This window comes from Pseudomonas saliphila (assembly GCF_008638345.1).
GTDB lineage: Bacteria > Pseudomonadota > Gammaproteobacteria > Pseudomonadales > Pseudomonadaceae > Halopseudomonas > Halopseudomonas saliphila.
The window spans coordinates 25,229-51,078 of sequence record NZ_VTVA01000011.1 but is presented as its reverse complement, the minus strand read 5'-3'; the positions used below and the strand labels follow the sequence as shown (position 1 = coordinate 51,078).

At 56.3% G+C, this 25,850-nt stretch carries 22 protein-coding genes; 20 read left to right on the top strand and 2 right to left on the bottom strand.

The genetic code is table 11. The features are described 5' to 3' along the window. The first annotated feature begins 186 nt into the window (after positions 1-186). From FHK95_RS12880 to FHK95_RS12800, 17 genes are all read left to right on the top strand, one after another. Entirely contained in the window at positions 187-660 is a 474-nt protein-coding gene (locus FHK95_RS12880; protein WP_150305043.1) for a hypothetical protein, read from the top strand. A 55-nt stretch (positions 661-715) separates the two neighbouring features. Then, positions 716-1,912 carry an outer membrane beta-barrel protein gene (locus FHK95_RS12875; protein ID WP_150305042.1) on the top strand — a complete coding sequence of 399 codons (1,197 nt, stop codon included), beginning with the start codon at positions 716-718 and terminating at the stop codon, positions 1,910-1,912. 123 nt (positions 1,913-2,035) lie between these two features. Beyond that, positions 2,036-2,587 carry a polysaccharide biosynthesis/export family protein gene (locus FHK95_RS12870; RefSeq protein ID WP_408003621.1) on the top strand — a complete coding sequence of 184 codons (552 nt, stop codon included), beginning with the start codon at positions 2,036-2,038 and terminating at the stop codon, positions 2,585-2,587. 2 nt (positions 2,588-2,589) lie between these two features. Further along, entirely contained in the window at positions 2,590-4,812 is a 2,223-nt protein-coding gene (locus tag FHK95_RS12865; RefSeq protein WP_150305041.1) for a GumC family protein, read from the top strand. A gap of 379 nt (positions 4,813-5,191) precedes the next feature. Then, positions 5,192-5,953, top strand: coding sequence for a hypothetical protein (locus FHK95_RS12860; protein ID WP_150305040.1), 762 nt, complete (start codon positions 5,192-5,194; stop codon positions 5,951-5,953). Further along, complete coding sequence (locus FHK95_RS12855) at positions 5,950-7,344, top strand: undecaprenyl-phosphate glucose phosphotransferase (protein ID WP_150305039.1); 1,395 nt, start codon at positions 5,950-5,952, stop codon at positions 7,342-7,344. The genes FHK95_RS12860 and FHK95_RS12855 overlap by 4 nt, the downstream gene beginning before the upstream one ends. A 108-nt stretch (positions 7,345-7,452) precedes the next feature. Next, a complete protein-coding gene (locus FHK95_RS12850; protein ID WP_150305038.1) occupies positions 7,453-8,799 on the top strand; it encodes a UDP-glucose dehydrogenase family protein in 1,347 nt (448 codons plus the stop codon). A gap of 88 nt (positions 8,800-8,887) precedes the next feature. Next, complete coding sequence (locus FHK95_RS12845; protein ID WP_235906776.1) at positions 8,888-10,177, top strand: lipopolysaccharide biosynthesis protein; 1,290 nt, start codon at positions 8,888-8,890, stop codon at positions 10,175-10,177. Positions 10,178-10,231: 54 nt separating this feature from the next. Then, on the top strand, positions 10,232-11,392 hold the full coding sequence (locus tag FHK95_RS12840; RefSeq protein ID WP_150305036.1) for a glycosyltransferase: 1,161 nt from the start codon (positions 10,232-10,234) through the stop codon (positions 11,390-11,392). Between the two features lie 59 nt (positions 11,393-11,451). Then, positions 11,452-12,576 (top strand): GDP-mannose 4,6-dehydratase, encoded by a 1,125-nt coding sequence (gmd, locus tag FHK95_RS12835; protein WP_150305035.1) that lies wholly within the window; start codon positions 11,452-11,454, stop codon positions 12,574-12,576. A gap of 2 nt (positions 12,577-12,578) precedes the next feature. Next, on the top strand, positions 12,579-13,553 hold the full coding sequence (gene fcl, locus FHK95_RS12830) for a GDP-L-fucose synthase (protein WP_150305034.1): 975 nt from the start codon (positions 12,579-12,581) through the stop codon (positions 13,551-13,553). Between the two features lies 1 nt (position 13,554). Beyond that, positions 13,555-14,007, top strand: coding sequence for a GDP-mannose mannosyl hydrolase (locus tag FHK95_RS12825; RefSeq protein ID WP_150305033.1), 453 nt, complete (start codon positions 13,555-13,557; stop codon positions 14,005-14,007). 127 nt (positions 14,008-14,134) lie between these two features. Beyond that, the gene (locus tag FHK95_RS12820) at positions 14,135-15,418 is read left to right on the top strand and encodes a hypothetical protein (protein WP_150305032.1); all 1,284 of its coding nucleotides are present in this window, start codon (positions 14,135-14,137) and stop codon (positions 15,416-15,418) included. Next, the gene (locus tag FHK95_RS12815; RefSeq protein ID WP_150305031.1) at positions 15,381-16,154 is read left to right on the top strand and encodes a glycosyltransferase; all 774 of its coding nucleotides are present in this window, start codon (positions 15,381-15,383) and stop codon (positions 16,152-16,154) included. Before FHK95_RS12820 ends, FHK95_RS12815 begins: the two co-directional genes overlap by 38 nt. Positions 16,155-16,213: 59 nt before the next feature. Further along, positions 16,214-16,960 (top strand): WecB/TagA/CpsF family glycosyltransferase, encoded by a 747-nt coding sequence (locus FHK95_RS12810; protein WP_235906775.1) that lies wholly within the window; start codon positions 16,214-16,216, stop codon positions 16,958-16,960. A gap of 2 nt (positions 16,961-16,962) precedes the next feature. Further along, a complete protein-coding gene (locus FHK95_RS12805) occupies positions 16,963-18,399 on the top strand; it encodes a mannose-1-phosphate guanylyltransferase/mannose-6-phosphate isomerase (protein WP_150305029.1) in 1,437 nt (478 codons plus the stop codon). Positions 18,400-18,449: 50 nt separating this feature from the next. Beyond that, positions 18,450-19,421 carry a phosphoribosyltransferase family protein gene (locus FHK95_RS12800; RefSeq protein WP_150305028.1) on the top strand — a complete coding sequence of 324 codons (972 nt, stop codon included), beginning with the start codon at positions 18,450-18,452 and terminating at the stop codon, positions 19,419-19,421. A 54-nt stretch (positions 19,422-19,475) separates the two neighbouring features. On the opposite strand, the gene FHK95_RS12795 is transcribed toward FHK95_RS12800, so the two are convergent. Beyond that, positions 19,476-20,489, bottom strand: coding sequence for a glycoside hydrolase family 5 protein (locus tag FHK95_RS12795; protein ID WP_150305027.1), 1,014 nt, complete (start codon positions 20,487-20,489; stop codon positions 19,476-19,478). 250 nt (positions 20,490-20,739) lie between these two features. Between FHK95_RS12795 and FHK95_RS12790 the strand changes: the two genes are divergently transcribed. Then, entirely contained in the window at positions 20,740-21,525 is a 786-nt protein-coding gene (locus FHK95_RS12790; RefSeq protein ID WP_150305026.1) for a WecB/TagA/CpsF family glycosyltransferase, read from the top strand. Here the strand turns inward: FHK95_RS12790 and FHK95_RS12785 are convergent. Then, complete coding sequence (locus FHK95_RS12785) at positions 21,510-22,937, bottom strand: O-antigen ligase family protein (RefSeq protein ID WP_150305025.1); 1,428 nt, start codon at positions 22,935-22,937, stop codon at positions 21,510-21,512. The genes FHK95_RS12790 and FHK95_RS12785 overlap by 16 nt on opposite strands. Positions 22,938-23,190: 253 nt before the next feature. On the opposite strand from FHK95_RS12785, the gene FHK95_RS12780 reads away from it, so the two are divergent. Together FHK95_RS12780 and FHK95_RS12775 are read left to right on the top strand one after the other, a co-directional pair. Continuing rightward, entirely contained in the window at positions 23,191-25,104 is a 1,914-nt protein-coding gene (locus FHK95_RS12780; RefSeq protein WP_150305024.1) for a DUF294 nucleotidyltransferase-like domain-containing protein, read from the top strand. Continuing rightward, positions 25,101-25,832 carry a 3'-5' exonuclease gene (locus FHK95_RS12775; RefSeq protein WP_150305023.1) on the top strand — a complete coding sequence of 244 codons (732 nt, stop codon included), beginning with the start codon at positions 25,101-25,103 and terminating at the stop codon, positions 25,830-25,832. The genes FHK95_RS12780 and FHK95_RS12775 overlap by 4 nt, the downstream gene beginning before the upstream one ends. Positions 25,833-25,850 lie beyond the last annotated feature (18 nt).

Genomic DNA, 25,850 nt, shown 5'->3' with positions numbered 1-25,850 from the left:
CGCTGAAAACAAAGGTGTTACCTTTGGGCGGTAGCGTGCCTGTTGGTTAGGTGAACGCACTGAAACAAGGCATGACCTGAAACTGAGAGCGGGTGAGGCGCACTGCGCACTTTCCTGCATCTGTGACTGAGTCAACAACGCTACGGCGTCAGCATGGGTAGTCTATATCTACCAAGGAGATAGTTGATGATGAGGAAAACTTTGCTTGTGCCACTTACGGCGCTCGCTATGTCGGGCCTAGGCTTTACCAGCCTGCCAGCCCTGGCGGCGGACGTTTGTGCGAGTTCTGCAGAGCACCAGTTCAACAACACTGCTAATAAACGGCAGGCGGTAACTGTCGCGGTTCAGCAGCGCATCACGGAATGTAACGATGAAGTCGTCGACATCGTCACGCGGGCCGTTCAAGCTTTTCCCGAGCTGGCCAGCGATATCGCTTTGGCCGCTATCGATGCAGCGCCCGATCAGATTGCAGAGATTGTGGAAGCGGCGGTAGCAGCAGCACCTGATCAAGCCGAGGAAATTGTCAGCGCAGTGACTGACAGACTGCCCGCCGCTGCTGGCGCGGCACCCTCGAAGATCCTGGCGCCATCCTCCCTGAACGTCCCACGAGGCGGCTCAGGGGGCGGAACCGGCGGCGGAACCACCGCTAGTTCCAGCTGATCACTACCGTTCAAGAGAACAACAATCTTTCATTTCCGAGAAGGAAGACTGCTTTATGAGGCTCTCCAAATTTCTGACCGCTTCGCTCGCGACCTCCGTATCTGCCTATAGTTGGGCAATCGAGCCAATGAGCATTGATGTCCGCGGCTTTCAGTTCACGCCAACCTTGCTCGTTTCCGAAGCCTACGATGACAACTATCGCGGCGTGCGTGACGACGCAGAAGATTCATGGGTTACGGGCATTGAGCCGACCTTTGCTCTGAGCGCGGAAAATCGCAACAGCCAGCACGAGTTGAAGTACTCCTTCAATAGTGACATCTATCACGATGACAGCGACGCTTCCAATACAGACCATCACCTCACACTCAAGAGCGCCCTGGCACTGACCTCTCGCCACCGAGTGCGCGGCAATATCGGCTATCACCGCATTGAAGACACCATCAACGATGACACCAAAAGCCGCACCGACGAGCTAGCTGGCGACTTGTCCGGACGTGACTTTTACAACGACAAATACAGTCGTACAATAGCCGGTCTGGGTTATACCTTTGGTGCCGTTAGCGCCTCCAACCAGCTCGACTTCGCCACCAACTACGAGCAGCGCCGGTACCACAACAGCGGCAATATCAACGAAGATCAGGAACGCGACAGCCTCGGCGTCAGCAGCACCTGGTTCCACCGTATCGGTGGCCGCACGCGCTCAATCGTTGAGGTCCGCCACACTCAACACGATTACGTTGACGACCGCTTCAGCCGCGACGGAACCAACACGGCAGGCCTGGTGGGCGCCACTTGGGATGCTACAGCGAAAACCACTGGTACAGTCCGCGTTGGTGCTGAACGCAAGAAGTTCGACAGTGACGCGCGCGACGATTTCACCAGCCCCATGTGGGAAGTGGGTGTCGCCTGGTCCCCACGCACCTATTCAACGTTCGAGGTCAATGCCCGCCGCGCCTTCGACGAGGGTGAAGATGATGCCTCAACCGTCGAAGATGTCACCACGGCGCTCAGCTGGACACATGGCTGGACGCCGCGTATCAGTACTGAGCTCGAGTATCAGTTCTCCGATCGGGAATACAAGGCCAGTGACCGTGACGACGAACGGACTGCCTACAGTGTTGGGGTCAACTATGCATTTGATCGCTGGGCTGACATCACCGTCGGGTACCGTCGGTCGGAAAATGACTCGTCACGTTACTTCAATAGCTACGAACGCAATGTCTATCTAGTTAGCCTTAACATGAGCCTTTGACGCTCAGCGTCCGGCTGAGCGCTGCTTCGATAACATTAACACCTGCCGCAACGCCTGAATCCGTAAACGGATTCAGGCCAGGCTATGGGGATGACATCCCCCACAGCGCTGAAAAACAGCTAGATGGAGAGAGCAAACATGTCTATCCAACATATTCTTAGAACAGCAACAATCCTATTAATGCTCGGCCTGAGTTTTCAGGCTACAGCAAATACACAATATCGCCTCAGCTCCGGAGACGTGTTGCGCATCAGCGTCTTTGGCGAGCCTGATCTCACCTTTGCAGAAATCCGGCTGAACGATGCAGGGACCTTCTCTTATCCCTTCCTCGGCGCGGTTGAAGCGAAGGGCAAGACCCCACGAGAAATCGAGCAACTGATCACCGAGGCTCTGAAAGACGGTTACCTGGTCGACCCACGGGTGTCAGTAAGCGTAATCAATTATCGCGAATTTTATATCAGCGGTGAGGTCAAACAGCCTGGTGGATATCCCTACCAGCCGGGCCTGACGCTTGACCGCGCCATCGCGCTCGCGGGCGGGCTTACCGAGCGCGCCTCGACGCGCCGCATAACCATCGTTCGCGGATCTGATGAAAATCGTGCCGCAGAGCGGGCGTCACTGGGCACTATCGTTCAGCCAGGTGACACCATTACTATTGACCAAGGATTCTTCTGAGCATGAACAGCTCCATACGACCTGACCGCCAGTGGCAGCCTATGCAGACTGACGACGACGCAGACTATATCGACCTGAAAAAGATCTGGCACGCGCTATGGTCCCGTAAATGGAGCATTATTTCGCTCGTGCTGGTCGTCACCATGCTGGCTACGCTGGCTGTCATGCAGATGACACCCATCTACCGGGCCAGCGTCACCATGATGATCGAATCCAAAGGCGATCAGCTGGTAGATTTTCAGCGCGTTTACGACAACACCGGACAACTAAGCGAATATCTGCAAACTCAGCTTGGTCTGATTAACAGCCGCGGCGTTGCTGAACGTGTGGTGCGCGAGCTTAATCTTACCGAACACCCTGAATTCGACCCGCGTCAGCGTCCCCAGCCGTTGATCGACGTCAAGGGCATGGTGCGTCGCACCAAGAGCATGGTACTTGGAGAAGATCCGTCAAAAACGGCCGCTCCGATGACCGAAGCGGACATCATGGACGCCGTCACACGTGACTTCATGACACGCACCACTGCAGATGTTGAAGGCAAGAGTCAGTTGGTCAGGATCTCCGTGGAAATGGCCGATCGATTGACTGCGGCGCAGGCAGCCAACTCCCTGGCCAACAGCTACATCGAAGGTCAGCTCGAGGCCCAGATGGAAATGTCCATGGCGGCAACCACCTGGATGAATAGCCGTCTTGCCGAGCTGCGTACCTCCCTTAAGGAAGCAGAAAACCGTCTTCAGCAGTTTCGTGAAGAAGAAGGCCTGGTAGATGTCGGTGGCGTAGGCACCGTTAGCGCAGATAATCTCGCAATGACCGGCGACCGTATGATTGATGCCCGCAGCCAGCGTGCTGAGGCGGAAAGTCAGTATCGCCAGGTTCAGGCAATGGAAGACCAGGGCTGGGAACGGATGGCTAGCGTGCCAGCCGTATTGGGCCATCCTCTGATCCAGCAGTTCAAATCCGAGCAGGCGCGCGCCCGTGCAAAGGTCGAGGAATTGTCCCGCCGTTATGGCGAACGCTTCCCCGCCATGCAAGCGGCCCAGTCTGATCTGGCTGCGGCCACCGCAAGCTTGCGAGCGCAGGTTGAACAGGTGGTAGCAGGTATCGAGCGTAACTATCAGCTCGCCGTAGCGAACGAAAGCTCACTGCGCGCCTCCTTCGACCAGAATAAGGAAGAGATCCAGGATATTTCCCGCAAGGAGTTCAAGGTTCGGGAGCTCGAGCGTGACGTGGAAAGTAACCGGGAACTGTACGAAACCTTCCAGAACCGCTTGCGTGAAACCACTGCGACACAGGACCTGAGCAGCACTAATGCGCGCATTGTCGATGAGGCTTTGCCACCAGCCACGCCTGCTGCACCTAATACGCGCTTGCTGATCATGCTGGCCAGTGTGCTGTCATTCATTGCCGGGGTAGCTATAGCGCTGATTGCTGACTTCCTCAACAACACCTTCAAGAGTGCCGAGGACGTTGAGAACAACCTCAACCTGCCAGTACTGGGTATCGTGCCTCTGGTTGCCAAGAAGCAGCAGAAGAAGGTGGCACACTTGTTCGAGAAAGGCGACGACATGCGGTTCTGCGAGGCGATCCGGACCATTCGTACCAGTGTGATGCTGGCCGATATGAGCCGGCCGCAGAAAGTCATCGTGGTGACCTCTTCTGTGCCTTCCGAAGGTAAGAGCTCGGTGGCGGCAAATATGGCATTCGCATTGAGTCAGCTGCAACGCGTGTTGTTGATTGACGCCGATCTGCGTCGTCCAACACTGGCGAAAAACTTCGACTTCCCGGTTGGCACGCCTGGCTTGGCGAACCTGATCTCGGGTACCGCAAAGGCCGAGGATTGCATCCAGACTGTCGATAATCAGCTGGATATGCTGACTGCGGGTGCCGTACCGCCGAACCCGTTGGAGCTGCTTGCATCGCCGCGCTTTGCCAAGTTCCTCGAGCGCGCCAAGGAGCAATACGACCACATCCTCATCGATTCGCCTCCAACCCAGGCAGTCAGCGATTCGGTGTTGATGTCGACCTACGCGGACTCGGTTATCTACGTCATCAAGTCGGAGCACACCTCCATTAATATGGCGCAGAAGGGTGTGGGCCAATTGCTGCAGAGCGGCGCATCCATCGTCGGCGTAGTGCTCAACCAGGTCGATGTAAAGAAAGCCGCCAAGAAGGGTGAATACAGTGGTTACTACGATCATTACGGTTACAGCGAGCAGAACGCTTAAGCTCTACCGTTAATATTCAAGGTAAACATACGAGCCTTCTCATTTCCTTTGCCTTCGTGCGGTCCACCTGACGGTGGCACGGCACGACACTGGCAACCTCGACTTTATCCTGCGTACGCTGCTTTGAGCCCACCTGAGCTATGCCTCCAGAGACTAGCCTGGAAGCAGATCCGGCTGCGTGATTACCGTCTATCTGGCCGGTAGCAAAAATTGCCAAGTCCATCTGATTGTTTAGGGAACACAACGTGCAATGGCTTGTCGTAGATACATCACGGCTCATCCTGCATGAGCGCATTACGGAATACTGGAAATTACTGATCGCGGACGATCAGATGTGTGATGCCAACTTGGCGAAGGACAAAGGCAAGGATGTTAGGAAATGACCATATCCGCTGTTAACGGCCCATATACAAAAAGCACGCCCCCCCGCCGCGTCTCCGAGCAGGCGCCGTTCGCGCAGAAGCTGGCTTTTATCGTTGCGTTGCCGGCCTCCATCGTCTGCCTGATGCTCTCGGTTCCGATGTTATACGCAGGGGTAGCCAGCGAGCATGCGGAGTTGGCCTTGCGTTATTGGCAAAACTCGGACCAACCGCCCAGCGAGGGCTACTGGAACATGTCTTTACAGCGAGCCGAAAGTGCCGTCGCGCGCGCTCCCATCGCCAATGGCGAGTATCTGGATCGCTTGGGCAGGATCCTGTTATGGGGGCCTCTGGTCGCACCCGAGGGTTCCGGGATCGAGGCTCAGAAACGAGACGCGCTGCTAGCCTTCCGTAAATCAGTTGAGGTACGTCCAGCCTGGCCGTGGTCATGGCTCAGGCTGGCGTATGCAAAACAGGGATTGCAGCAATTGGATGATGAATTTGATCTGGCCCTGCGTCGCACCAGCGAACTGGGCGCGGGCCGCGTTGAGTTGGACAGTGATCTCGCGGCGCTGGGATTCTCGGCATGGAGCGATCTGAATACGCACCAGCGTGCCATCACACTCCAGGCCGCGAGCCGTTCAGCCGCGGTCAGCAAAAGGGAAGCATTGCAGATGTATAACCTGGCCAGCACTTCAGGTCTCGCCACCCCGCTGTGCTGGAGTCTCGGCTCGGCTACCAAAGCTAAACAGCAGATATGTAAGGAGGAAGGTTCACAATGATCGCCAAACGCACCAACCCCGCCGTGAATCGTCGGGGGCTTACCTTCTGGGGCCAATGGCTGTGCGCTATCTTTCTGGTCAGCGGACTACTTTGCTATCTGGTTTACCAGCATCTGGGCGTGGTTTCCACTCAGTACCGACTGCTGATCGTCATCACCGTTTTCGGGTCCGTGCCTGCGTATATGTTGCTTCATGTCTACCACAAACGGCATAGCTACCTGTCCGGCCTGGTGCATCTGATGGGTGGGTGGGCGACCTTGCTGGCGGGCTTGATGGCGATTACCTATGCCAGTCAGAGCATGCATCTGTTTTCTTCCGAGATCCTGTTGCAGTGGGCGGTACTCGGCTACCTGATCCAGGCAGCGGCCTATATTCCCCTGCGCTACTTTGGGAACAGCCACTCCAGCAAGCTCCGGCTTGGCAGAACCTCCGTTATTATCGGTTCCGGTCCTGCCGCCTATGAGCTGGCGAAGCGGTTGCACGGCTCCAATCGCGTTCCGCTGGTCGGGTTGATCACATCGAAGCCTGATACCGAGACCCTGGACCCGCGTTTCCCGGTCCTTGGCGATCTGTCCAAGGTTCGCGAACTGGTCGAACAGTACGGTATCCGTCGCGTTTACATCGCACTGAGCCTCGATGAGGTCGCCTATATCGAGAAACTGTACATCACCCTGCTCGATCTCAGTGTCGACGTGGTCTGGATTCCTGATTTCGGTCGGATGCCGCTCCTGAATCAGTCGATTTCGCAGATAGAGCAACTACCTGCCATCTATTTGAATGAGACGCCGCTCAGCTCTCATCCTGCTTCTGTGTTCAGTAAGGAATTGCTCGATAGAGGTGTTGCGCTGCTGGCAATAGTTGCACTCAGCCCGCTGCTGATCGGCGCAGCTATCGCCGTCAAGATGTCCTCGCCCGGCCCGGTACTGTTCCGCCAGCCTCGCCATGGCTGGAATGGCGAGATCATCCATGTGATGAAATTCCGGTCCATGCGGATGCATGACGATGACACCATCGTCAAACAGGCTACCCGCGACGATCCGCGCGTTACGCCGGTGGGCAAGATCTTGCGCAGCACCTCAATCGATGAACTTCCGCAACTATTCAATGTGTTACGCGGCGAAATGTCGTTGGTCGGCCCTCGTCCGCACGCTGTGACGCACAACGATTATTACAGCGACAAGATCCTTGCCTATATGGCACGTCACCGCATCAAGCCGGGCATTACCGGGCTGGCCCAGGTCACCGGACATCGCGGCGAGACGGAGACCATCGAGAAGATGCAGCAACGCGTTGAACAGGACCTGGCATATATCAACAATTGGTCACTGTGGCTGGATATCAAGATCCTGTTCCGCACGCCCTTTACGCTGTTCTCGCGGGACGTGTACTGACCGGCTACCGCTACTCGGGTTGATAGAAAGACACCCCCAGACATGAAACGCAGCCCCGGCCACCGCCGGGGTGTGCAAGTAGATTTCGTTCAATTTTAAGGAAGCGCCATGAATATTACTGTTGTTGGAACCGGCTATGTAGGACTCGTAACGGGCGCTTGTATTGCAGAGATGGGCAACACCGTTTACTGCGTCGATATCGACCCGAACAAGATTGATAACTTGAAGAAGGGCATCTTGCCGATCTACGAGCCCGGTCTGGAAGATATCGTCACTGACAACTTTTCAGCAGACCGCTTGCGCTTTACGACGTCGCTCAAGGACACCATCGACGACTCCGAGGTGTTCTTTATCGCCGTTGGCACGCCGCCCGGCGAAGACGGCTCCGCGGACCTTCAGTATGTCGTCGACGTAGCACGGGAGATCGGCAGCCTGATCACCCGCCCGTCCGTCATCATCAACAAGTCCACAGTCCCAGTCGGCACCGCCGATATGGTTCGCGCTACTGTAGCCGAACAGCTCGAGAAACGCGGCCTGGATATCGAATTCGACGTCGTGTCGAACCCGGAGTTTCTCAAGGAAGGCGCTGCCGTCGATGATTTCATGCATCCCGACCGCATCGTTATCGGTACCGACAGCGAGCGGGCCCGCACGATCATGAACGAGCTTTACGCGCCCTTCATCCGCAACCACCCGCGGATGATGTTCATGGGTGTGCGTGACGCAGAGATGACCAAATACGCAGCCAATGCCATGCTCGCCACCAAGATCTCCTTCATGAACGAGATCGCCAGCCTGTGTGAGCGGCTTGATGTGGATGTGGAAAATGTTCGCCTGGGCATCGGCTCGGATCAGCGGATCGGCTACCACTTCATCTACGCCGGCTGCGGCTATGGCGGCTCCTGCTTTCCGAAAGACGTCAAAGCACTGATCAGTATGGCCCATAAGAACGATTTCGAGCCCAAGCTGCTCCAGGCTGTGGAAGCGAGGAACGACCTGCAGAAACAGTCACTATTCAGCAAGGTCAACGGGCATTTCAACGGCGATCTGGCCGGCAAGAGCTTTGCAGTCTGGGGTCTGGCGTTCAAGCCAGGCACTGATGATATGCGCGAAGCGCCAAGCGTGGTGCTGATCAACAGCCTGATTAATGCCGGCGCGACGGTCAAAGCCTGTGACCCTGTGGCGCATGAAACCGCTCGGCGCGAGTTCCCTGAAGAGTGGTTCGCCGACGGCAAGCTGGAGATCGTTGAAGGTCAGTACGAAGCCGCAATCGATGCCGACGCGCTGATCCTGGTTACAGAGTGGAAACCCTACCGTCGCCCAGACCTCAAAGCCCTGAAGAAGCTGCTGAAGCAGCCTCTGATCATTGATGGCCGCAACCAGTACGACCTGACTCAGATCAAGCGTGCCGGGTTTGATTATTACGGCATCGGCCGCATGAGTATCAATGCCTAACAGCGCGCCGACAGTGGAGGTCGACATCAACGCAAACGGACAACCCGGATCCCGATGGTCTAGGTTTAGCGAGCGGCTGCGCCAGCAGATGCGTAGCAAACTGCTTCGCAACATCCTCACCGTCGTCTCGGGTACCGCCGGCGCGCAGGTGCTGACCATGCTGTTCATGCCGGTTATTACCCGGCTGTACGGCCCGGAAAGTTACGGCGTTCTCGGGGTGTTCATGGGTGTGGTCATGATGATCGTCCCTGCTGCCGCCCTGTCTTATCCGATGGCCATTGTGTTGCCCAAACGCAACGCAGATGCCGGGGCGGTGGTCAGGCTGTCCCTGATGATTGCCGTCGGCATGGCCGGGCTCTCGGCACTGTTGCTGTACTTCTTCGGCGCGCCACTGGTGCAGAAGATGGGCGTCGACGAAATCACGCCTTTCCTGATGCTGTTGCCGCTGACGATGTTCTTTGGCGCAGCCCTGGAAATTGCACAGCAATGGCTGATCCGCCATCAGCTGTTCCGGGTCACGGCCAAGGTGGCCATAACGCATTCCCTACTACATAACCTGATCCGCAGCGCGGCGGGCTGGATTCACGCCTCCGCCGCGGTGCTGGTCATTACCACCGCGCTCGGTCCGCTATTGCATGCCCTGATGCTGCTGTTTGGCATTCGCAGGAGCGGCGGCGCCAGCACGGTCGATGATTCGCCTCGCGAGCAGCACGTGAAAGGCGACACCCTTGAGGTTGCCAAGCGCTACAGTGACTTTCCGCTGTTCCGCGCACCACAGATGTTTATCAACACCGTATCGCAGAACCTTCCGACACTCGTGCTCGCCGCCTATTTCGGGCCGGCTGCCGCCGGTTACTTCACGCTTTGCAAACAAGCGTTGAGCATGCCGACACATCTGATCGGCAAATCGGTCGCGGACGTGTATTACCCGAAAATCACTCAGGCCATCCACCGCCAGGAACCCATCACCGCGATGTTGATGAAGGCAGTTGCCGGGCTGGCGATTGTGGGTCTTGTGCCCTTTGGCGCGGTGTTCTTCTTCGGGCCCTGGATGTTTGCCTTGGTATTCGGCTCAGAGTGGGCCTCAGCGGGCGAATTCGCCAGCTGGTTGGCACTGGCCGAATACGCCATTTTTGTCAGCCGCCCCTGCACCGTAGCCTTCCCTGCTCTTTCTATGCAGAGATTGTCACTGGTATTTGAAATCGTCAGCACCACCCTGCGTATATCCGCGTTGTTCATCGGTGCGGCGCTACTAGAGGATTCACTGAGCACGGTGATCGCTTTCACCATCGCCAGTGTCGCCATTTATTTGTGTCTGGTTGTGCTGACAGCTGTTGAATCGCGCAGAAGGTTTGCCCGGGGGTACCGTAGTGCCTGATTACCTGACCGGTGCACCTTTATCAATTTTCCTCAACTCTGGTTGCGAGACGTTATGCCCCTGAATTTACCTACCATTATTGTCATCGGGTACAACCGACCGAAGAGTCTGAGCCGCTTGCTGGGCTCGCTGCGCAAGGCACATTATCCGCCTGGTAACGTGCGGCTGGTCATCAGCCTGGATAACTCCGGCATGGATGAACCGCGCGAGGTCGCAGAGGAGTTCGACTGGCCGTTTGGCGAAAAGCGCATCATCGCGCACAAGACCCGTCTTGGGCTGCGAGAGCACGTGCTTAGCTGTGGCGATCTGACCGAAGAGTATGGGGACGTCATCATTCTCGAGGACGACCTCTTTGCGTCGCCCTACTTCTATCAATACACCACGGCCGCCCTTGGCTTTTATGCCAACGATCCGGAAATTGCCGGCATAAGCCTGTATAGCCTGCAGTTTAACCAGACGGCAAATCTTCCGTTCACCCCCATCGACAACGGCAATGCCGATGTCTATTTCATGCAGTTGGCGGCCTCCTGGGGGCAGGCCTGGTCGCGGAATCAATGGACCGGGTTTCGCACATGGATGGAAAAGAACGGCACGGATATCGCGCACATCGACAATATTCCCGCGGACATCCGCAGCTGGCCGGAATCGTCGTGGCTCAAGCTGTACAACGCTTATATCATTTCGCGCAACAAGTTCTTCGTGTACCCCTATCGGTCGCTTACCACTAATTTTGGCGACCCGGGCCAACATTTCAACATCGCTTCTTCACGCTTTCAGGTTGCCATCCAGCAGCAGAGTATCGACTACCAGTTCGCGCCTCGGGAAGGCAGCCTGGCTATGTACGACGCGTTCAGCGAACTGCTCCCCGCCAGCGTCAAGAAGCAGAATGAAAGGCTTGCCGCCTACGACTTCACCGTAAACCTCTACGGTTGCAAGGATTGCCGCAGCGGGCTGCAACTGACCCGCACCAGTCAGAAGGGATTGTTCAACTTCAGCTTATCTATGAAGCCCATGGAGCTCAGCGTCATGCATGACATAGAGGGCGACGGCATTGCCCTGATCGATTCTGCCGAACTGAATGGCGCCAGCCTGACTACGCCGAAAACCGAATACGACATGTACCGCTTTTTTTACAAGTTCCCATCGGTACAGGTCATTCTTTTCGGCTTCCGCGAGCGCGTTCAAATTCTGCTTCGCAGCGCCAGATCACGATAGACGACGACCAGATTCAAACGAATTCAACTCATTGCAATTACGACCGGAGTATTAAGAAAATGGAACGCAAAAAGGCTTTGATCACAGGTATCACCGGGCAGGATGGTTCTTACCTCGCAGAGTTCCTGCTCGAGAAGGGTTATGAAGTGCACGGCATCAAGCGCCGGGCTTCGCTGTTCAATACCCAGCGCGTCGATCACATCTATCAGGACCCGCATGTCGAGAACAAGAACTTCGTGCTGCACTATGGCGACCTGTCTGATTCGTCCAACCTGACCCGCATCCTGCAGGAAGTGCAGCCCGATGAGGTCTATAACCTGGGCGCACAGTCCCACGTAGCCGTGAGCTTTGAAGCACCGGAATACACCGCTGATGTTGACGCCATGGGTACCCTGCGTATTCTTGAGGCGATCCGTCTGCTGGGTCTGGAGAAGAAGACCCGTTTCTATCAGGCGTCCACCTCCGAGCTGTACGGTCTGGTGCAGGAAACACCGCAGAAGGAAACCACCCCCTTCTACCCGCGCTCGCCCTACGCGGTGGCCAAGCTGTATGCCTACTGGATCACTGTGAACTACCGCGAAGCCTATGGCATGTATGCCTGCAACGGCATCCTGTTCAACCACGAATCGCCCCGTCGCGGTGAAACCTTCGTGACGCGCAAGATTACCCGCGGTATGGCCAACATCGCCCAGGGCCTGGAAAGCTGCCTGTACATGGGTAACATCGATTCGCTACGGGACTGGGGACACGCCAAGGACTACGTGCGTATGCAGTGGATGATGCTGCAACAGGACCAGCCTGAGGATTTCGTGATCGCCACCGGCGTGCAGTATTCAGTGCGCGAATTCATCAGCTGGTCGGCCGCCGAGCTGGGCATCACCCTGCGTTTCGAGGGCACCGGTGTTGATGAGCAAGCCATCGTCGAAAGCGTCGAAGGCGATCTGGCCCCAGGCGTCAAGGTAGGGGATGTGCTGATGCGAGTCGATCCGCGTTATTTCCGGCCGGCCGAAGTGGAAACCCTGCTGGGTGATCCGACCAAGGCCAAGACCAAGCTAGGCTGGACGCCTGAAATAACGGTTCAGGAAATGTGCGCCGAGATGGTCCGCGAGGATCTCAAGGTTGCCAAGCGTCACGCCCTGCTCAAAGAACACGGCCACGACATTCCGGTTACCGTGGAGGGTTGAGTATGCAACAGGATCTCGACCAGCGAATCTTCGTGGCGGGACACCGGGGCATGGTCGGCTCAGCCATCGTGCGCCGGCTGGAGGCCCTTGGCTACCGCAACATCATCACCCGCAGCCGGCACGAGCTCGACTTGCTCAGCCAGGCAGCGGTGAATGCGTTCTTCGCTGAAGAACGCATCGACCAGGTCTACCTGGCTGCCGCCAAGGTCGGCGGCATTCACGCCAACAACAGCTATCCGGCGGAGTTCATCTTTGAGAATCTGATGATCGAAGCCAACATCATTCAGGCAGCGCATGCCAATGATGTTCAGCGGCTATTGTTCCTCGGCTCGTCGTGCATCTATCCGAAGAATGCAGACCAGCCGATGCGCGAAGAAGCCTTGCTGACCGGTGTGCTGGAACCGACCAACGAGCCCTACGCCATTGCCAAGATTGCCGGCATCAAACTTTGCGAAAGCTACAACCGCCAGTACGGTCGTGACTACCGCAGCGTGATGCCGACCAACCTCTATGGCCCGCATGACAACTATCATCCGGAAAACAGCCACGTCATCCCTGCCCTGCTGCGCCGCTTCCATGAAGCGACCCAGCGTGGTGATGAGGAAGTGGTGGTCTGGGGCAGCGGCAAGCCGATGCGCGAGTTTCTGCATGTGGACGATATGGCCGCCGCCAGTGTGCATGTCATGAACCTGGATAGCAGCACCTATCAGCAGCATACTCAACCCATGCTCTCGCATATCAACGTGGGCACCGGTCAGGATTGCACCATCCGCGAGCTGGCGGAAACCATCAGTCAGGTGTCCGGCTTCAAGGGCCGTTTGAGCTTTGATGCCAGCAAGCCCGACGGCACGCCACGCAAACTCATGGATGTATCGCGCCTGGCAGCACTTGGCTGGTCCGCGCAGATTGGTCTGGAAGACGGTCTGCGTGATGCCTATAGCTGGTTTGTCGAGCACATGGACGAGGCGCGCGGCTGATATGTTCCTCGAAGCAGACGCCTTCCGCACCGTCGTGGTCGGCACCCCGCTGGTTTCGATTGACCTGGTTGTGCGTAACCCTCAAGGCGAGATCCTCCTGGGCCAGCGGTTAAACCGCCCCGCCCAGGGGTCATGGTTTGTGCCAGGAGGCCGGATCTATAAAAATGAAAAGCTCGACGCCGCTTTCCAGCGGCTGACGAAGGTCGAATTGGGTCAGGCATTCTCCCGTGAGAGTGCCACCCTACTTGGCATCTTCGAACATTTTTATCGCGATAGTGTGTTTGGTGCCACTCCAGACACCCATTACGTGGTGGTAGCCTACGAATTGAAGCTGCCGCCCGATTGCGATTTGCAACCACCATCGATCCAGCATGACGCCTATCGATGGTGGCCTGAGCCGGAGATGCTAGCCTCGCAGGACGTCCATCTGCATACCAAGGCCTACGTCGCCTGACTCTGAACAACCCCGGCCGACGTATGGCGGGAACTATTTGTCAGCTTTAGGGCCAAATTCTGTTGCCGAATGGTCGTCCATTACCTCGCAGCCGTGACTAGTCTCAACACAGAAAGGGAAATCGCCATTGTTCAAGCAATTGCTTGCGTACAGGAACCTGCTTTTTATTCTTATTCTGTTGAATTCGGAAGTCTTCTTCCTGACCGACGATAAGAAGGCGGGCATCCCCTTTCTCCGTGAACTGTATCTGCTGGGCGTGATTGCTGTAGCGGGCGCTCTGTTTGTTACCTGGCGACGGGTTTATCAATCAAAAACAGCCCTATGGATCATCTTTCTCGGACTGCTGCTGCCCGTCTCGTCGGCGGTCCTCGCCAACCTCAACTATGGCCAACCGCTGGTCTACGGCTTGCTCGAAGAGCGCCGGAGCTTCATGTGGCTGAGTTTCTTTGTTGCGTTGTTACTGTTGATCAAAACGGCACCAACTCAAAAGCATCTCGAGAAGTACTTCCTGTATTCGGCGGTATTCGCGACCGTCATCGGCTTCATGTACTACCTCAGCATCATCCCCGACAACGCGTCGGTTTCCTTCGCCAAGGACGAGGTCGACTGGGGTAACAACCCTCTGCGACCGAACCGTTATCGCATAGGCTCGGGTTACGTCACGATTGCGGTATTCATGCTGCTGTATCAGCTCAAGGAAAAGCTGTCGATCGGCAAGCTGGCCTTGGTCCTGTACTTCGCGGCCTACCTCTGGCTGGTCATCCAGACCCGCGGCACCATGCTTATATGGGCCCTGGCGGCGCTGTGGATCTTCCGCAACCGTGTCGACTCGATGATCAAGGTCGGGGCGATGGCGGGCCTGATTCTGGTCGCCTCATTCTTCCTGATTCCGGAGTTCTGGGCAGAGCAGATCGTGCGCTTCAATATGTTGTTCGAAGAAGCCACCACCGGACCAGGGGTACGGGACAACACCATTGCCACGATCATGCAGGCCATCAGGGAGAACAACTATATAGGCAAGGGCGCGTTGTCGCTGCAGTGGAACGAAGGCTTCCACGCGCTGTACAACCCGCACTTCTACTTATCGGATGTTGGTATTGTCGGCGTATACCATCGCTTTGGCTTCCTGACTCCCTTTATCGCCATCATTTTCTACGGCATGTATCTGACCATCATGCGGCGCTGCAAGCACAAGGGCGACCTGCTGGCAGCCTTCCAGCTGAGCTTCATTTTCAGCATCATCAACATGGTGATGTCCAACGCGATCATGTACGGGGGAGACATGCTGGGTATTACAACAGCCTGTTTCCTCTATTACTCCAAGGTGCAAGCAACCGAAACAACGTCGCCTCGACAACTCAACCGGGTGAGCAATGGTCCACTTCAGTATCGTAACTATAAATTGGAATAACCTGGCAGGCCTCAAGGAGACCTATCAGAGTGTTGTTCGGCAGTCCCATCGGAACTTTACCTGGATAGTGATCGATGGTGCGTCCAATGACGGAGCGGTCGAATGGCTTGGACACATTAAGGATCCACAGGCAGACATCACGTCTGAGCCTGACAAGGGTTTGTATGACGCCATGAACAAGGGGCTGGTCAAAGGGTCCGCGTTGCCTGGCTATACGATCTTTCTGAACAGCGGCGACATGTTCTATGACGAAACCGTCCTGGAAAAGGTTGCTGCGGCGGTCGAGAAGGCGGAGGTTCGTCCAAAATTCATCTACGGTGATTTTTACTTGCGCACGGGCAGCGGCAAACTGATCGAATCACTCGCCAAACCGATCGATCGATTGTTTATCGGCATGCCTTCAAGCCATCAGGCGATGTACTTCGAGAATGAACACCTGAGCAGCGTGCGCTTTCGCGACGATTACAAGCTGTCGGCCGATTATTGCATGATCATCGAATTTACCAACGGTATCGAGAAACCGCGCGACGTTCTGCAGCTTGCCGAACCGCTGTGCATCTTCGATCTGACGGGCGTTTCCGAGCAGCGCCGGTTCGCCGCGATCAAGGAAGATGTACACATCCGCAGGCGTTTTCTCAAGCTATCCTCATTTAAGAACTACGTCCTGTATGGGTTGCACTACGTCCATGCCCATATCAAATCGATCAAGGCTGCGCGGGATAAGCGCGCAGCCTGAACGCAGCACATTCACACGTACGCATTTGTAGGCTGTTTTCAAATGCCAGGGAGGTTGCATTGAAAGCTTTTGATATTGAATTCTACGAAGGCTCCGAGGAACAACTGGTCGAGGAAATCCGCACGACCAGCCAGGATGACTTTAGTTATATTGTCACACCCAATGTCAATCACGTCGTTCAACTCAAGGATGACCCAGAACTTCGTGCCGCCTACGAGCAGGCCAGCCACCGAATATGCGACAGTCGCGTTCTGCTGCCGTTTTTGAAGATCTGTAACCTGGATATCCCCGAAGCCATTCCGGGCAGCACGCTGACGGCTCGCCTCATTCACCTGGCAGACCAGCATCACTGGAAAGTCTGCGTGGTGGGTTGTGATGCACCCAATGTGGCGCTCCTGCGGGAGAAATTCCCCGGCATCACCTTTTACCACCACTACCCCCCCATGGGTTTTATCAAGGATGAACAGGCCACTGCAGCTTGCCTGGACTTCATTGTCGCCCACCCTGCACAGCTGGTGGTATTTGCCCTTGGCTGTCCTACCCAGGAAGTGTTGGCGCACAAGGTACTGCAGACCGGCAAAGCCAAGGGGGTGGGCCTCTGCGTCGGCGGCTCCCTGAATTTTCTGTCTGGCGCCGTGCCGCGTGCGCCCGAATGGGTACAGAAACTGTATCTCGAATGGCTGCACCGCATCTGCAGCGAACCACGCAGGCTGTCCGGTCGTTACGCACGGGACGGCTTGCGGTTCATCCCCATACTCGTAAAGCAGCTCAAAAACAGACAGCCGCTATCATATAAAGGAGTCTAGAAATGATCCCCATCATCATGTCGGGCGGCACCGGCTCGCGCCTTTGGCCGCTTTCGCGCCAGCTGAATCCCAAGCAGTTTCTGCCACTCGCGGATGCTTCGTTGTCCATGCTGCAAGCGACGATCAAGCGTCTGGAAGGTCTCGATATCGAGCTACCCAGACTGATCTGTAATGAAGAACATCGCTTTCTTGCCGCAGAACAGATGCGAAAGCTAAAGATGGAACAGGCTCCGATCCTGCTCGAGCCCGCAGGCCGCAATACCGCCCCTGCGGTAGCGCTTGCTGCGCTGCAGGCTGTTGCTGACGGTAACGATCCCGTACTGCTGATTCTTGCCGCCGATCACCTGATCCAGGACGAAGCAGGTTTTCGTGAACGTATCGGCGTCGCCTTGCCGTTTGCCGAAGCGGGCAAGCTGGTCAGCTTCGGTATCGTGCCCACGCATCCGGAAACCGGCTATGGCTACGTACAAAAAGGCGCCTCTGAAGGTCCTGGTGGTTTTAAAGTCGCCAAGTTCGTCGAGAAGCCGGATCTTGAAACCGCCAAGGACTATCTGTTATCGGGGGATTTCTACTGGAACAGTGGCATGTTCATGTTCCGCGCCAGCCGTTACCTGGAAGAGCTGGAGAAATTCCGCCCGGATATCCTTGCCGCCTGCCGCAAAGCTATTGCCGGCAGTAGCCAGGACATGATTTTCACGCGTATCGACCGGGAAGCCTTTATTGCCTGCCCTGAAGACTCAATTGACTACGCCGTCATGGAAAAAACCACCGATGCAGTGGTCGTTCCGCTGGATGTCGGCTGGAGTGATATTGGTTCCTGGTCCGCGTTGTGGGAAGTCAGCCCGAAGGATGAGCAGGGCAACGTGTTCAAAGGAGATGTACTTAGCGAGAGCACCAAGGGAACCTATGTGCATGCAGAACACCGCCTGGTGGCTACTGTGGGTGTCGAGGATCTGATAATCGTCGAGACCAAAGACGCGATCATGGTCGCCCACAAGAGTCAGGCACAGGACGTCAAACGCATCGTGGAACAGCTCAAGCGCGACGATCGTGGCGAGCATCTTAACCACCGCGAAGTGTACCGGCCTTGGGGGGTGTATGACTCCATCGATAACGGACAGCGCTATCAGGTCAAGCGTATCACCGTGAAGCCGGGTGCCAAGCTATCGGTTCAGATGCATCACCACCGTGCCGAGCATTGGATCGTGGTATCCGGCACGGCCCGCGTTACTAACGGAGAAGAGACCTATATGGTCACCGAGAACCAGTCGACCTATATCCCGATTGGCCAGGTACATTCTCTGGAAAACCCCGGTGTGATTCCCCTTGAGCTCATTGAAGTCCAGTCTGGCTCCTATCTTGGAGAAGACGACATTATTCGCTTTGCTGATAACTATGGGCGGGTTACGGAAGCCAATACCAAGGCCTCCGCCACCTGAATTGATAGGTAATCACCCGAGCTGCTAACAGCACGCAAGGAGCAGCGCCAATGAACTATCGAAGTGTCAGCGACCTGGCAAATCTGACAAACAAATACGCAAGCAAGGTGCCCCACGACGTCGATCTCGTCGTGGGGATTCCGCGGAGCGGCATTCTGGTGGCCAGCATTATCTCGCTCAAGTTGAATTTGCCACTCACTGATCTGTATTCCTTCCACCGCAACGACGAGTTGAAAAAGGGCAATACCAGGACCTATAAACATGCGCAGCTGGCTAAGCCCTGGGATGCAAAAAAAATCCTGCTGGTAGACGATAGCATTGCCTCCGGTAACTCCATGCTGGCTGCCGTCGAAATGGTCAAGTCGGTCTATCAGGGAGAGGTGATCACTATGGCCGCCTTTGCTCAGAAGGAGAACACCGGCAATGTGGACCTATATTTGGAAACGGTAGAGCAACCACGACTATTCGAGTGGAATATTCTGCACCACAATCTGATGCGGCACGCCTGCCTGGATATCGACGGAATACTGTATGTAGAGCCGACCACAGCGGATATGCATGACAACAACAGCTATGCAGCCTTTATCGAGAACGCTACACCGCTGTTCACCCCATCAGTACCCGTCGCGCATCTGATCACCCGCCGGCCGGAAAAATACCGCGCGCAAACGGAGCGATGGCTAGAACGCCATGGCGTTGAGTTCGGCCAGTTGCATATGCTGGATACCCCAGCCCCCCTGGGGCCGACGGATGCGGCAATAACCGCATTCAAGGCTCGGATCTACAACCAGGACCCGCATTCGATACTCTTCATCGAGAACGATGAAGACGTCGCCATGTATATCATGCGTCTGACCAACAAACCGGTGTTTTGCATCCAGGCCAACCAGATGTTTGCACCCGGCATGAGCCTGCCTGCGCTGAAGATCCAGGTCATGCGCAAAGGACTCACCTTCAGACGCAAGGCAATCAGCAAAATACGGCGCCTAATGTCCGGATTCCATCTACCCTCCGAACGCTGACGGCTCGGCAGGCCACGCCGGGCGGCTCATCTGCCGCCCGACGTTGAGCATCATTCAGCCCTTGGCAGGTCCGAAGTCAGAGCAATTGTCCTTGGCCGCGTACTTCTTCAGGAGCGCCACCTGAGGTCGCTTTTCTCCATCTTTTGGTTCTATCGACAGCTTATAGTTGCCCCACGAAGGGCCGGCTGCCCAATAGTTAATGGGGATACAGTTCTCGTTGAGATAGGCCAGGAGTTTGTCCATGGCATCCAACCAGCGCTCGTCATCATTAGGAATACCGAACTCGCCGATATGGCCTTTCTTGCCGTGCTCCTTCAGCCAATTGACGAAGGGCTCCACACGCTTCACCCCGATCATCGGCTCAAAATCCTTGCCAGGGCCTTTTTTGTAGCTACCGCTGGCATCCTCGTCGATATACACGTGCGCAGAAAACACCATATTGTCGGCAGGATCCTCGAGCTCCAATAACGCATCGGCATAGCGCGGCCAGCGGGCCGCACTTGACCAGGAAGCGCCTTCAATCAACAGCGGTCGTTTTTTGTCATATTTGCGAACACCGTCAATCCCGGCCTGAGCAGCTTCCGGCCACAACTCGTCGGCCGACCCATACGGCTCGTTCATAATGTCGTAGGCAAACAGTGCGTCGTGCCCCTGCCACCGCTTGGCAATCCGCTCCATCAGGTCCTGATAAGCGCTGACCGGGACGTCTTCGGTCCCGATGACCTTCTTGCGATAGCGCGCATAGTTATGCACGTCAAGAATGACCTTGATGTCGTACTCCTTCGCCTGATCAAGCATGTCGTCCACCAGCGAGGCGTATACGTCATCCAGCTCGCCATTCAGGCTGGGCTGCAGCCGCTCCCACTTGACTGGGAACCTTACCGTGTGGATCCCCTGCTCACTCCAGTATTCGAAGTAGCCCTCCGGCGGGAAAAAATAATGCGTCCCATGCTTACCTGGCAACTTGCCCCCGGTAAACTCGGCGCCCGCCACATTGATGCCGATCAGATCGACCGATGCACTCGCTACCGTTGCACCTGCTGAAAGCAGACCAAAGGTGCCGCACATCAACCATTTACGAACTGTCTTCAGGCCTGGTTGTCTCATTGCTAGATCCTCCTGATGGGTTTATCGATGGCCAGTCACATAGCACGAGGCCATCTACAATTTCTCCGAGAATTCGACGACTCAGCTGAATGGCTACCCCGATTGAGTCATCCGACAACCTGTGTATTGGACATTAATTTCCACAGTCCGAATTGAACCAATACCCGTCGAAACGTACTCATATGAACCATTGTGTAATACGAGGTCCTCGATGACTAACTCTCTGCTCAAGCGTCACGACCCCCTGATCAATAAATTGCTGCTGATCGATGAGAGTCAATCTGATGCCCTACTGCAGAAACTCGCAGCCATTGACTCCCCCACGACGCTGGCGTTCCTTAATCAGCACGCCTATAACCTTGCGCAGCGAAATCTGCCAATGCGCCGGCGTTTTTCCCAGATGTCTTACCTTCTGCGCGACGGTATTGGCGTCAAGATCGCGTGCAAGCTGAATGGGCGATCGCCGAAAGCAAATATGAACGGTTCAGATTTCATTCCGAAGGTAATTGATTACCTGATCCGAACCGATGCCAGTCGCTACCAGTTCTTCGCACTGGGAACCCGTGAGCCTTGGTTATCCAAGGGCGCACGCAAGCTCTTTCAAGGCCAACCGTTTCATGCAATGGACGGCTTCCAGCCCGAAGAAAGTTACGCGCAATACGTTGAGAGGCATTGTGATAGCAATAAAGTTCCTGTGATCGTGCTTGCAATGGGCATGCCCAAACAAGAAGACGTGGCTATCCGGATTAAACGTGAACTCGACCTGCCGGCTCTGTTGATCTGTGGCGGCGCGATTCTGGACTTCTCTGCCGAGCGTTTTACCCGCGCGCCGATGATATTTCGCAAGACCGGCATGGAGTGGGTCTACCGTCTTGGCAAGGAGCCAAAACGGCTATTCAGACGCTATGTGATAGGTATTCCGCAATTCTTTTATTATGTCGGACGCAACGGGTTCCGAAGTGGCCCGCGTGATAACAAACGTCATGTAATCGAGTGATCTACTGGCACTGATGTTTCAGCCAGGTCAAGGCTCCCTTCTTCTGCTTGCTCTTCGCTGCTCTGCTTCCTTTTGCTGCGTCCCGACCCAACTCTGTGCGTACTGGCCAACACAGCGATGGCACAGATGACGACGTAGGTTGCGGCGTTGGAAGGGATCTGCAGGTTGAAATCAGTCAGCGAATGCAGCATCAGCGCGACTATACCGAGCGCTGCCCCACATCCCACACCGCTACGGTAGAGTGAGTGCTGCTGAGTCATCGCTTTCAGCGCATAGAACAGTGACACCAGTACGAACAGAGCCAGAGGCAGGCTTCCGATCACGCCGTACTCAATGAAGAACTGCAGAAAGTCATTGTGCGCGTGATCATAATGCAGCGGTAAATTGCCGGCGTAGGGTGGAAACACCGTCTCAAAACTCCCTGCGCCCTGGCCGATCCATGGCCGCTCCGTCGCCAGGGGCAGCGCTTGATTGAATACAGTGCCACGCAATTCGTTGGCCTGCTCCACCACCGCACCATCCACCACGACGTCCGAGAAGCGCGTGTTGACCAGCCGCTCCTTGAGGCGATCCAGGCCGAAGTACTGGCTGACAATCAACATGTCGATCAGCAGAATACTTGCCAATAGAAGCCCGTTGCGCAGCCGGTGCTGCTTGTCGAACACCAGGAACAGTCCACCGGCGAGCAGCAGACTCGAAAAGAAGGCGGTATTGCCCATGCGCGAATGGGTCATGACCAGGCCAATCACCATGATGATCAGCGCCAGACGCAGCCGCATCTTCGGCCCCATCATGGTGTCGAACAGACCCGCCCAGCGGAACCTGCCAACCTGGCGTAGTGCGAGCAACAATCCGATGCCTGCCGCCAGCGTCAGCTCCAGATAGCCCGCCAGGTGGTTGCGGTTAACGAAGGTGCCCGTCGCGTGGCCGACGTGGAAATCCTTCGGACCGACGATCAACCATTCAAGCCCGGACAGCGTCATCATGGTGCCGTAGAAGGCCTGTACCACGCCGCTGACCACCAGCACACCGAGCAACACCGACAAGCGCTTGCGCGTGCGGAACAGACCCATCACGAGCAGATAGAGCAGGCAGTACGCCAACCCTAACATCAGATACTGGAAGGTTGCCGCTGAATCCATGGTCAGCTCCGCAGCCCATTGGATAGCGACCCAGCCCTGGGCTGCGACCAACAGTCCGAGCGGCAGCAGGCTCTTTTTGAAGCCCGAACCCAATGAGAGATTCTGCAGCATCTGCAGCGCCAGCCAGACGCTTGCCAGCCCCCCCACAGCGAAGATCAATAATGCGGCAGACCAGTCTCGGTTGCTGCCCAGCGGCAGTGGCAACCAGATGAGCAGGATGAGCAGACCGGCGAGCACCAGGCGTTCTGCGGTCTTGAAATAGCGGGTCATTCAGGCGATCCCTACGACGTTTGATAAACCGAGATACTTCCGCCATTCAGGCGCATTGATTGTGTGGCTTAGGCGATGGCCCTGTCGAGACTTGATGATGGCCATGTGGATAAAAAACCGGACGCTGGCTGGTCAGCCGGATTTGCACCGTGGCTCGCCGTTACTACAATCGAGGCAGATAAAGCATTCCCGGGTTGCTGATTGGCCGGCAGTTGGGCATGGTCTGGACCAGACTCCAATAAAGGAAAGTGGCATGCAGGTTGAATTCATCGAAATACGTGACCACCTGAGTCGCTTTCCACCATTCGATATGCTGGATGAGGACGTCCTCAATGAGGTCGCACCTCAGGTCGAGGTCAGCTACGTCCGCGCGCACACCGACATTCTGCACTTCGATGAAGAATGCCATCATCTGTATTATGTGCGCAGCGGAGCGGTCGAGATTTATCGCCGCAACGGTGATCTTTACAACCGTCTGACCGAGGGCGACATCTTTGGCCATTTCGGTCTGTTGCGCGACAACAAGGTGCGTTTTCCCGCTCGAGCGATCGAAGACAGCCTGCTCTACCTGATTCCTGACAAACTGTTCAAACGACTCTGCGAAGAGCATGACAGCTTCGCGGATTTCGTCGAGGCCGAAGGCCAGTCCCGCCTGAAGACCGCCGTAGATACGCATGCCAAGGCCAGCGAGCTGATGAAGATCAAGGTGCGCAGGCTTGTCTCGCGTACGCCAGTGACCGCGCCATTAACCGCGACGATTCGCGAGGCAGCCGCAATCATGACCGAGGAGAGCGTGTCGTCTCTGGTCATCGTCGTTCCTGACAGCGGCCCCGCCGCTACCGATAGCACCTCAGCGGCAACCGCCCAACAGATCATGGTCGGGATCATCACTGATCGGGATTTCCGGACCCGCGTGGTGGCCGAAGGTCTTCCATCGGACACGCTGGTCAGCGAGGTCATGACCGAGCATCCCATCACCATGCAGGCCGATGACTCGGTGTTCGAGGCCATGTTGTGCATGCTGCGCAACAATATCCATCACCTTCCGGTTGTGCACCGCAGGCGCCCGATCGGGGTAATCAACCTGTCGGACATCATCAAGTACGAATCCCAGAGCAGCCTGTATCTGGTCAACAACATCTTCAACAAGCAAAGCATCAAGGATCTGGCCAAGCTGCTGCCGGATGTGCGCGCCACCTTTCTCAGGATGGTCAATGAAGATGCCAGTGCCCAGATGATCGGCAGTGCCATGTCGAGCATCGGTCGCAATTTCACCCAGCGCCTGCTTGAGCTCGCCGAGCAACACCTGGGCCCGCCGCCCGTGCCCTATTGCTTCATGGCGCTCGGCTCCATGGCCCGGGACGAGCAACTGATTGTGTCTGATCAGGACAACGCGCTTATCCTGGATGATCGCTTTGTTCCCGAGCAGCACGATGCCTATTTCCTTGAGCTGGCGACACTGGTCAGCGACGGGCTGGCTGCCTGCGGCTATACCTATTGCAAGGGTGGAATCATGGCTACCAATATCAAATGGCGGCAGCCGCTCAGCGTCTGGAAGACCTATTTCAACAACTGGATTGATCGGCCTAACCCGGAAACGCTGTTGAACAGCTCGATCTTCTTCGATCTGGACAGCGTGTATGGCGAAGCCGAGATGGTCGAGTCATTGAAGGATCTTGTGGCGGAGAAGGCCAGCCGCAATGAGCGCTTCCTTGCCGCAATGGCGCGCAATGCCCTGAACCGTACACCGCCGCTTGGGTTTTTCCGCACCTTTGTCATGGAAACCGACGGCGAGCAGAAGAATGTGATCAATCTCAAGCGCCGTGGCACCGCTCCGCTGACTGATCTGATACGCGTACATGCGCTGGCCTGTGGCTCGAAGGCGCAAAACTCGTTCGAACGCCTCGACGCGATCGCGAAGACCAAGCTGATGCCCCCGGAGGCGGTGAACCGGCTACGCTACGCCCTCGAGTTCCTGTCCACGGTGCGTACCCGGCATCAGGCGATGGATATCGAGCAGGATCGCGAGCCGGACAATAATGTGGAACCGGAAATGGTCACCACGGCTGAACGGCACAACCTCAAGGAAGCGTTCCAGGTTCTCAGCAATGCACAGAAATTCCTGCGCTTCCGCTATCCCAGCCTGCAGTCGACACGGACGCTATGAAGGAACGTCAGCGACGATCTGCCCAGCCTGAAAGCACACCCGACTGGCGGACCCTGTTTGCCAGTCTGGCCAATACCGCGCACCACCCGGACCTGGTGAAGTATTACCAGGCGGGGGCCGTTGCAGCCGATACGCCCTTGAACGAGGTGCCGCTGATGGCCCTCGATATGGAGACCACCGGGCTCGATGCGAAGAAACACGCCATCCTCAGTTTCGGTCTGGTACCGATGGATCTGGCACGAATCCGTTGCCAGGGCTCGCTCTACCGGGTCGTCAAGCCGCCGTCTGAGCTGATCAGCGAATCCGTCACGTTCCACCGCATCACGCATTCGGATATCGAGACGGCGCCACGCTTGATCGAAGTGCTGGACGAGCTGCTCGAGGCCATGGCTGGCAAGGTGATGGTGGTGCACTACCGGAATATTGAGCGTGCGTTTCTCGATCAGGCATTGCGGCATTATCTGGGCGAAGGCATCCATTTTCCGGTCATCGATACCATGGACCTGGAAGCCCGGATTCACCCCAGACAGAAAACCGGGCTATTCAACTGGCTGCTGCGTCGGCAGCCCGAATCCATTCGGCTGGCCGACAGTCGCAGTCGCTACGGCCTGCCGCAATATCAGTCCCATCATGCTCTGACTGACGCACTGGCCACCGCAGAACTGCTACAGGCCCAGGTGGCCACGCATTTTCGCCCGGATATCCCCGTGCGCGAGCTCTGGCGATAGCTGAACGCGAATAACCGT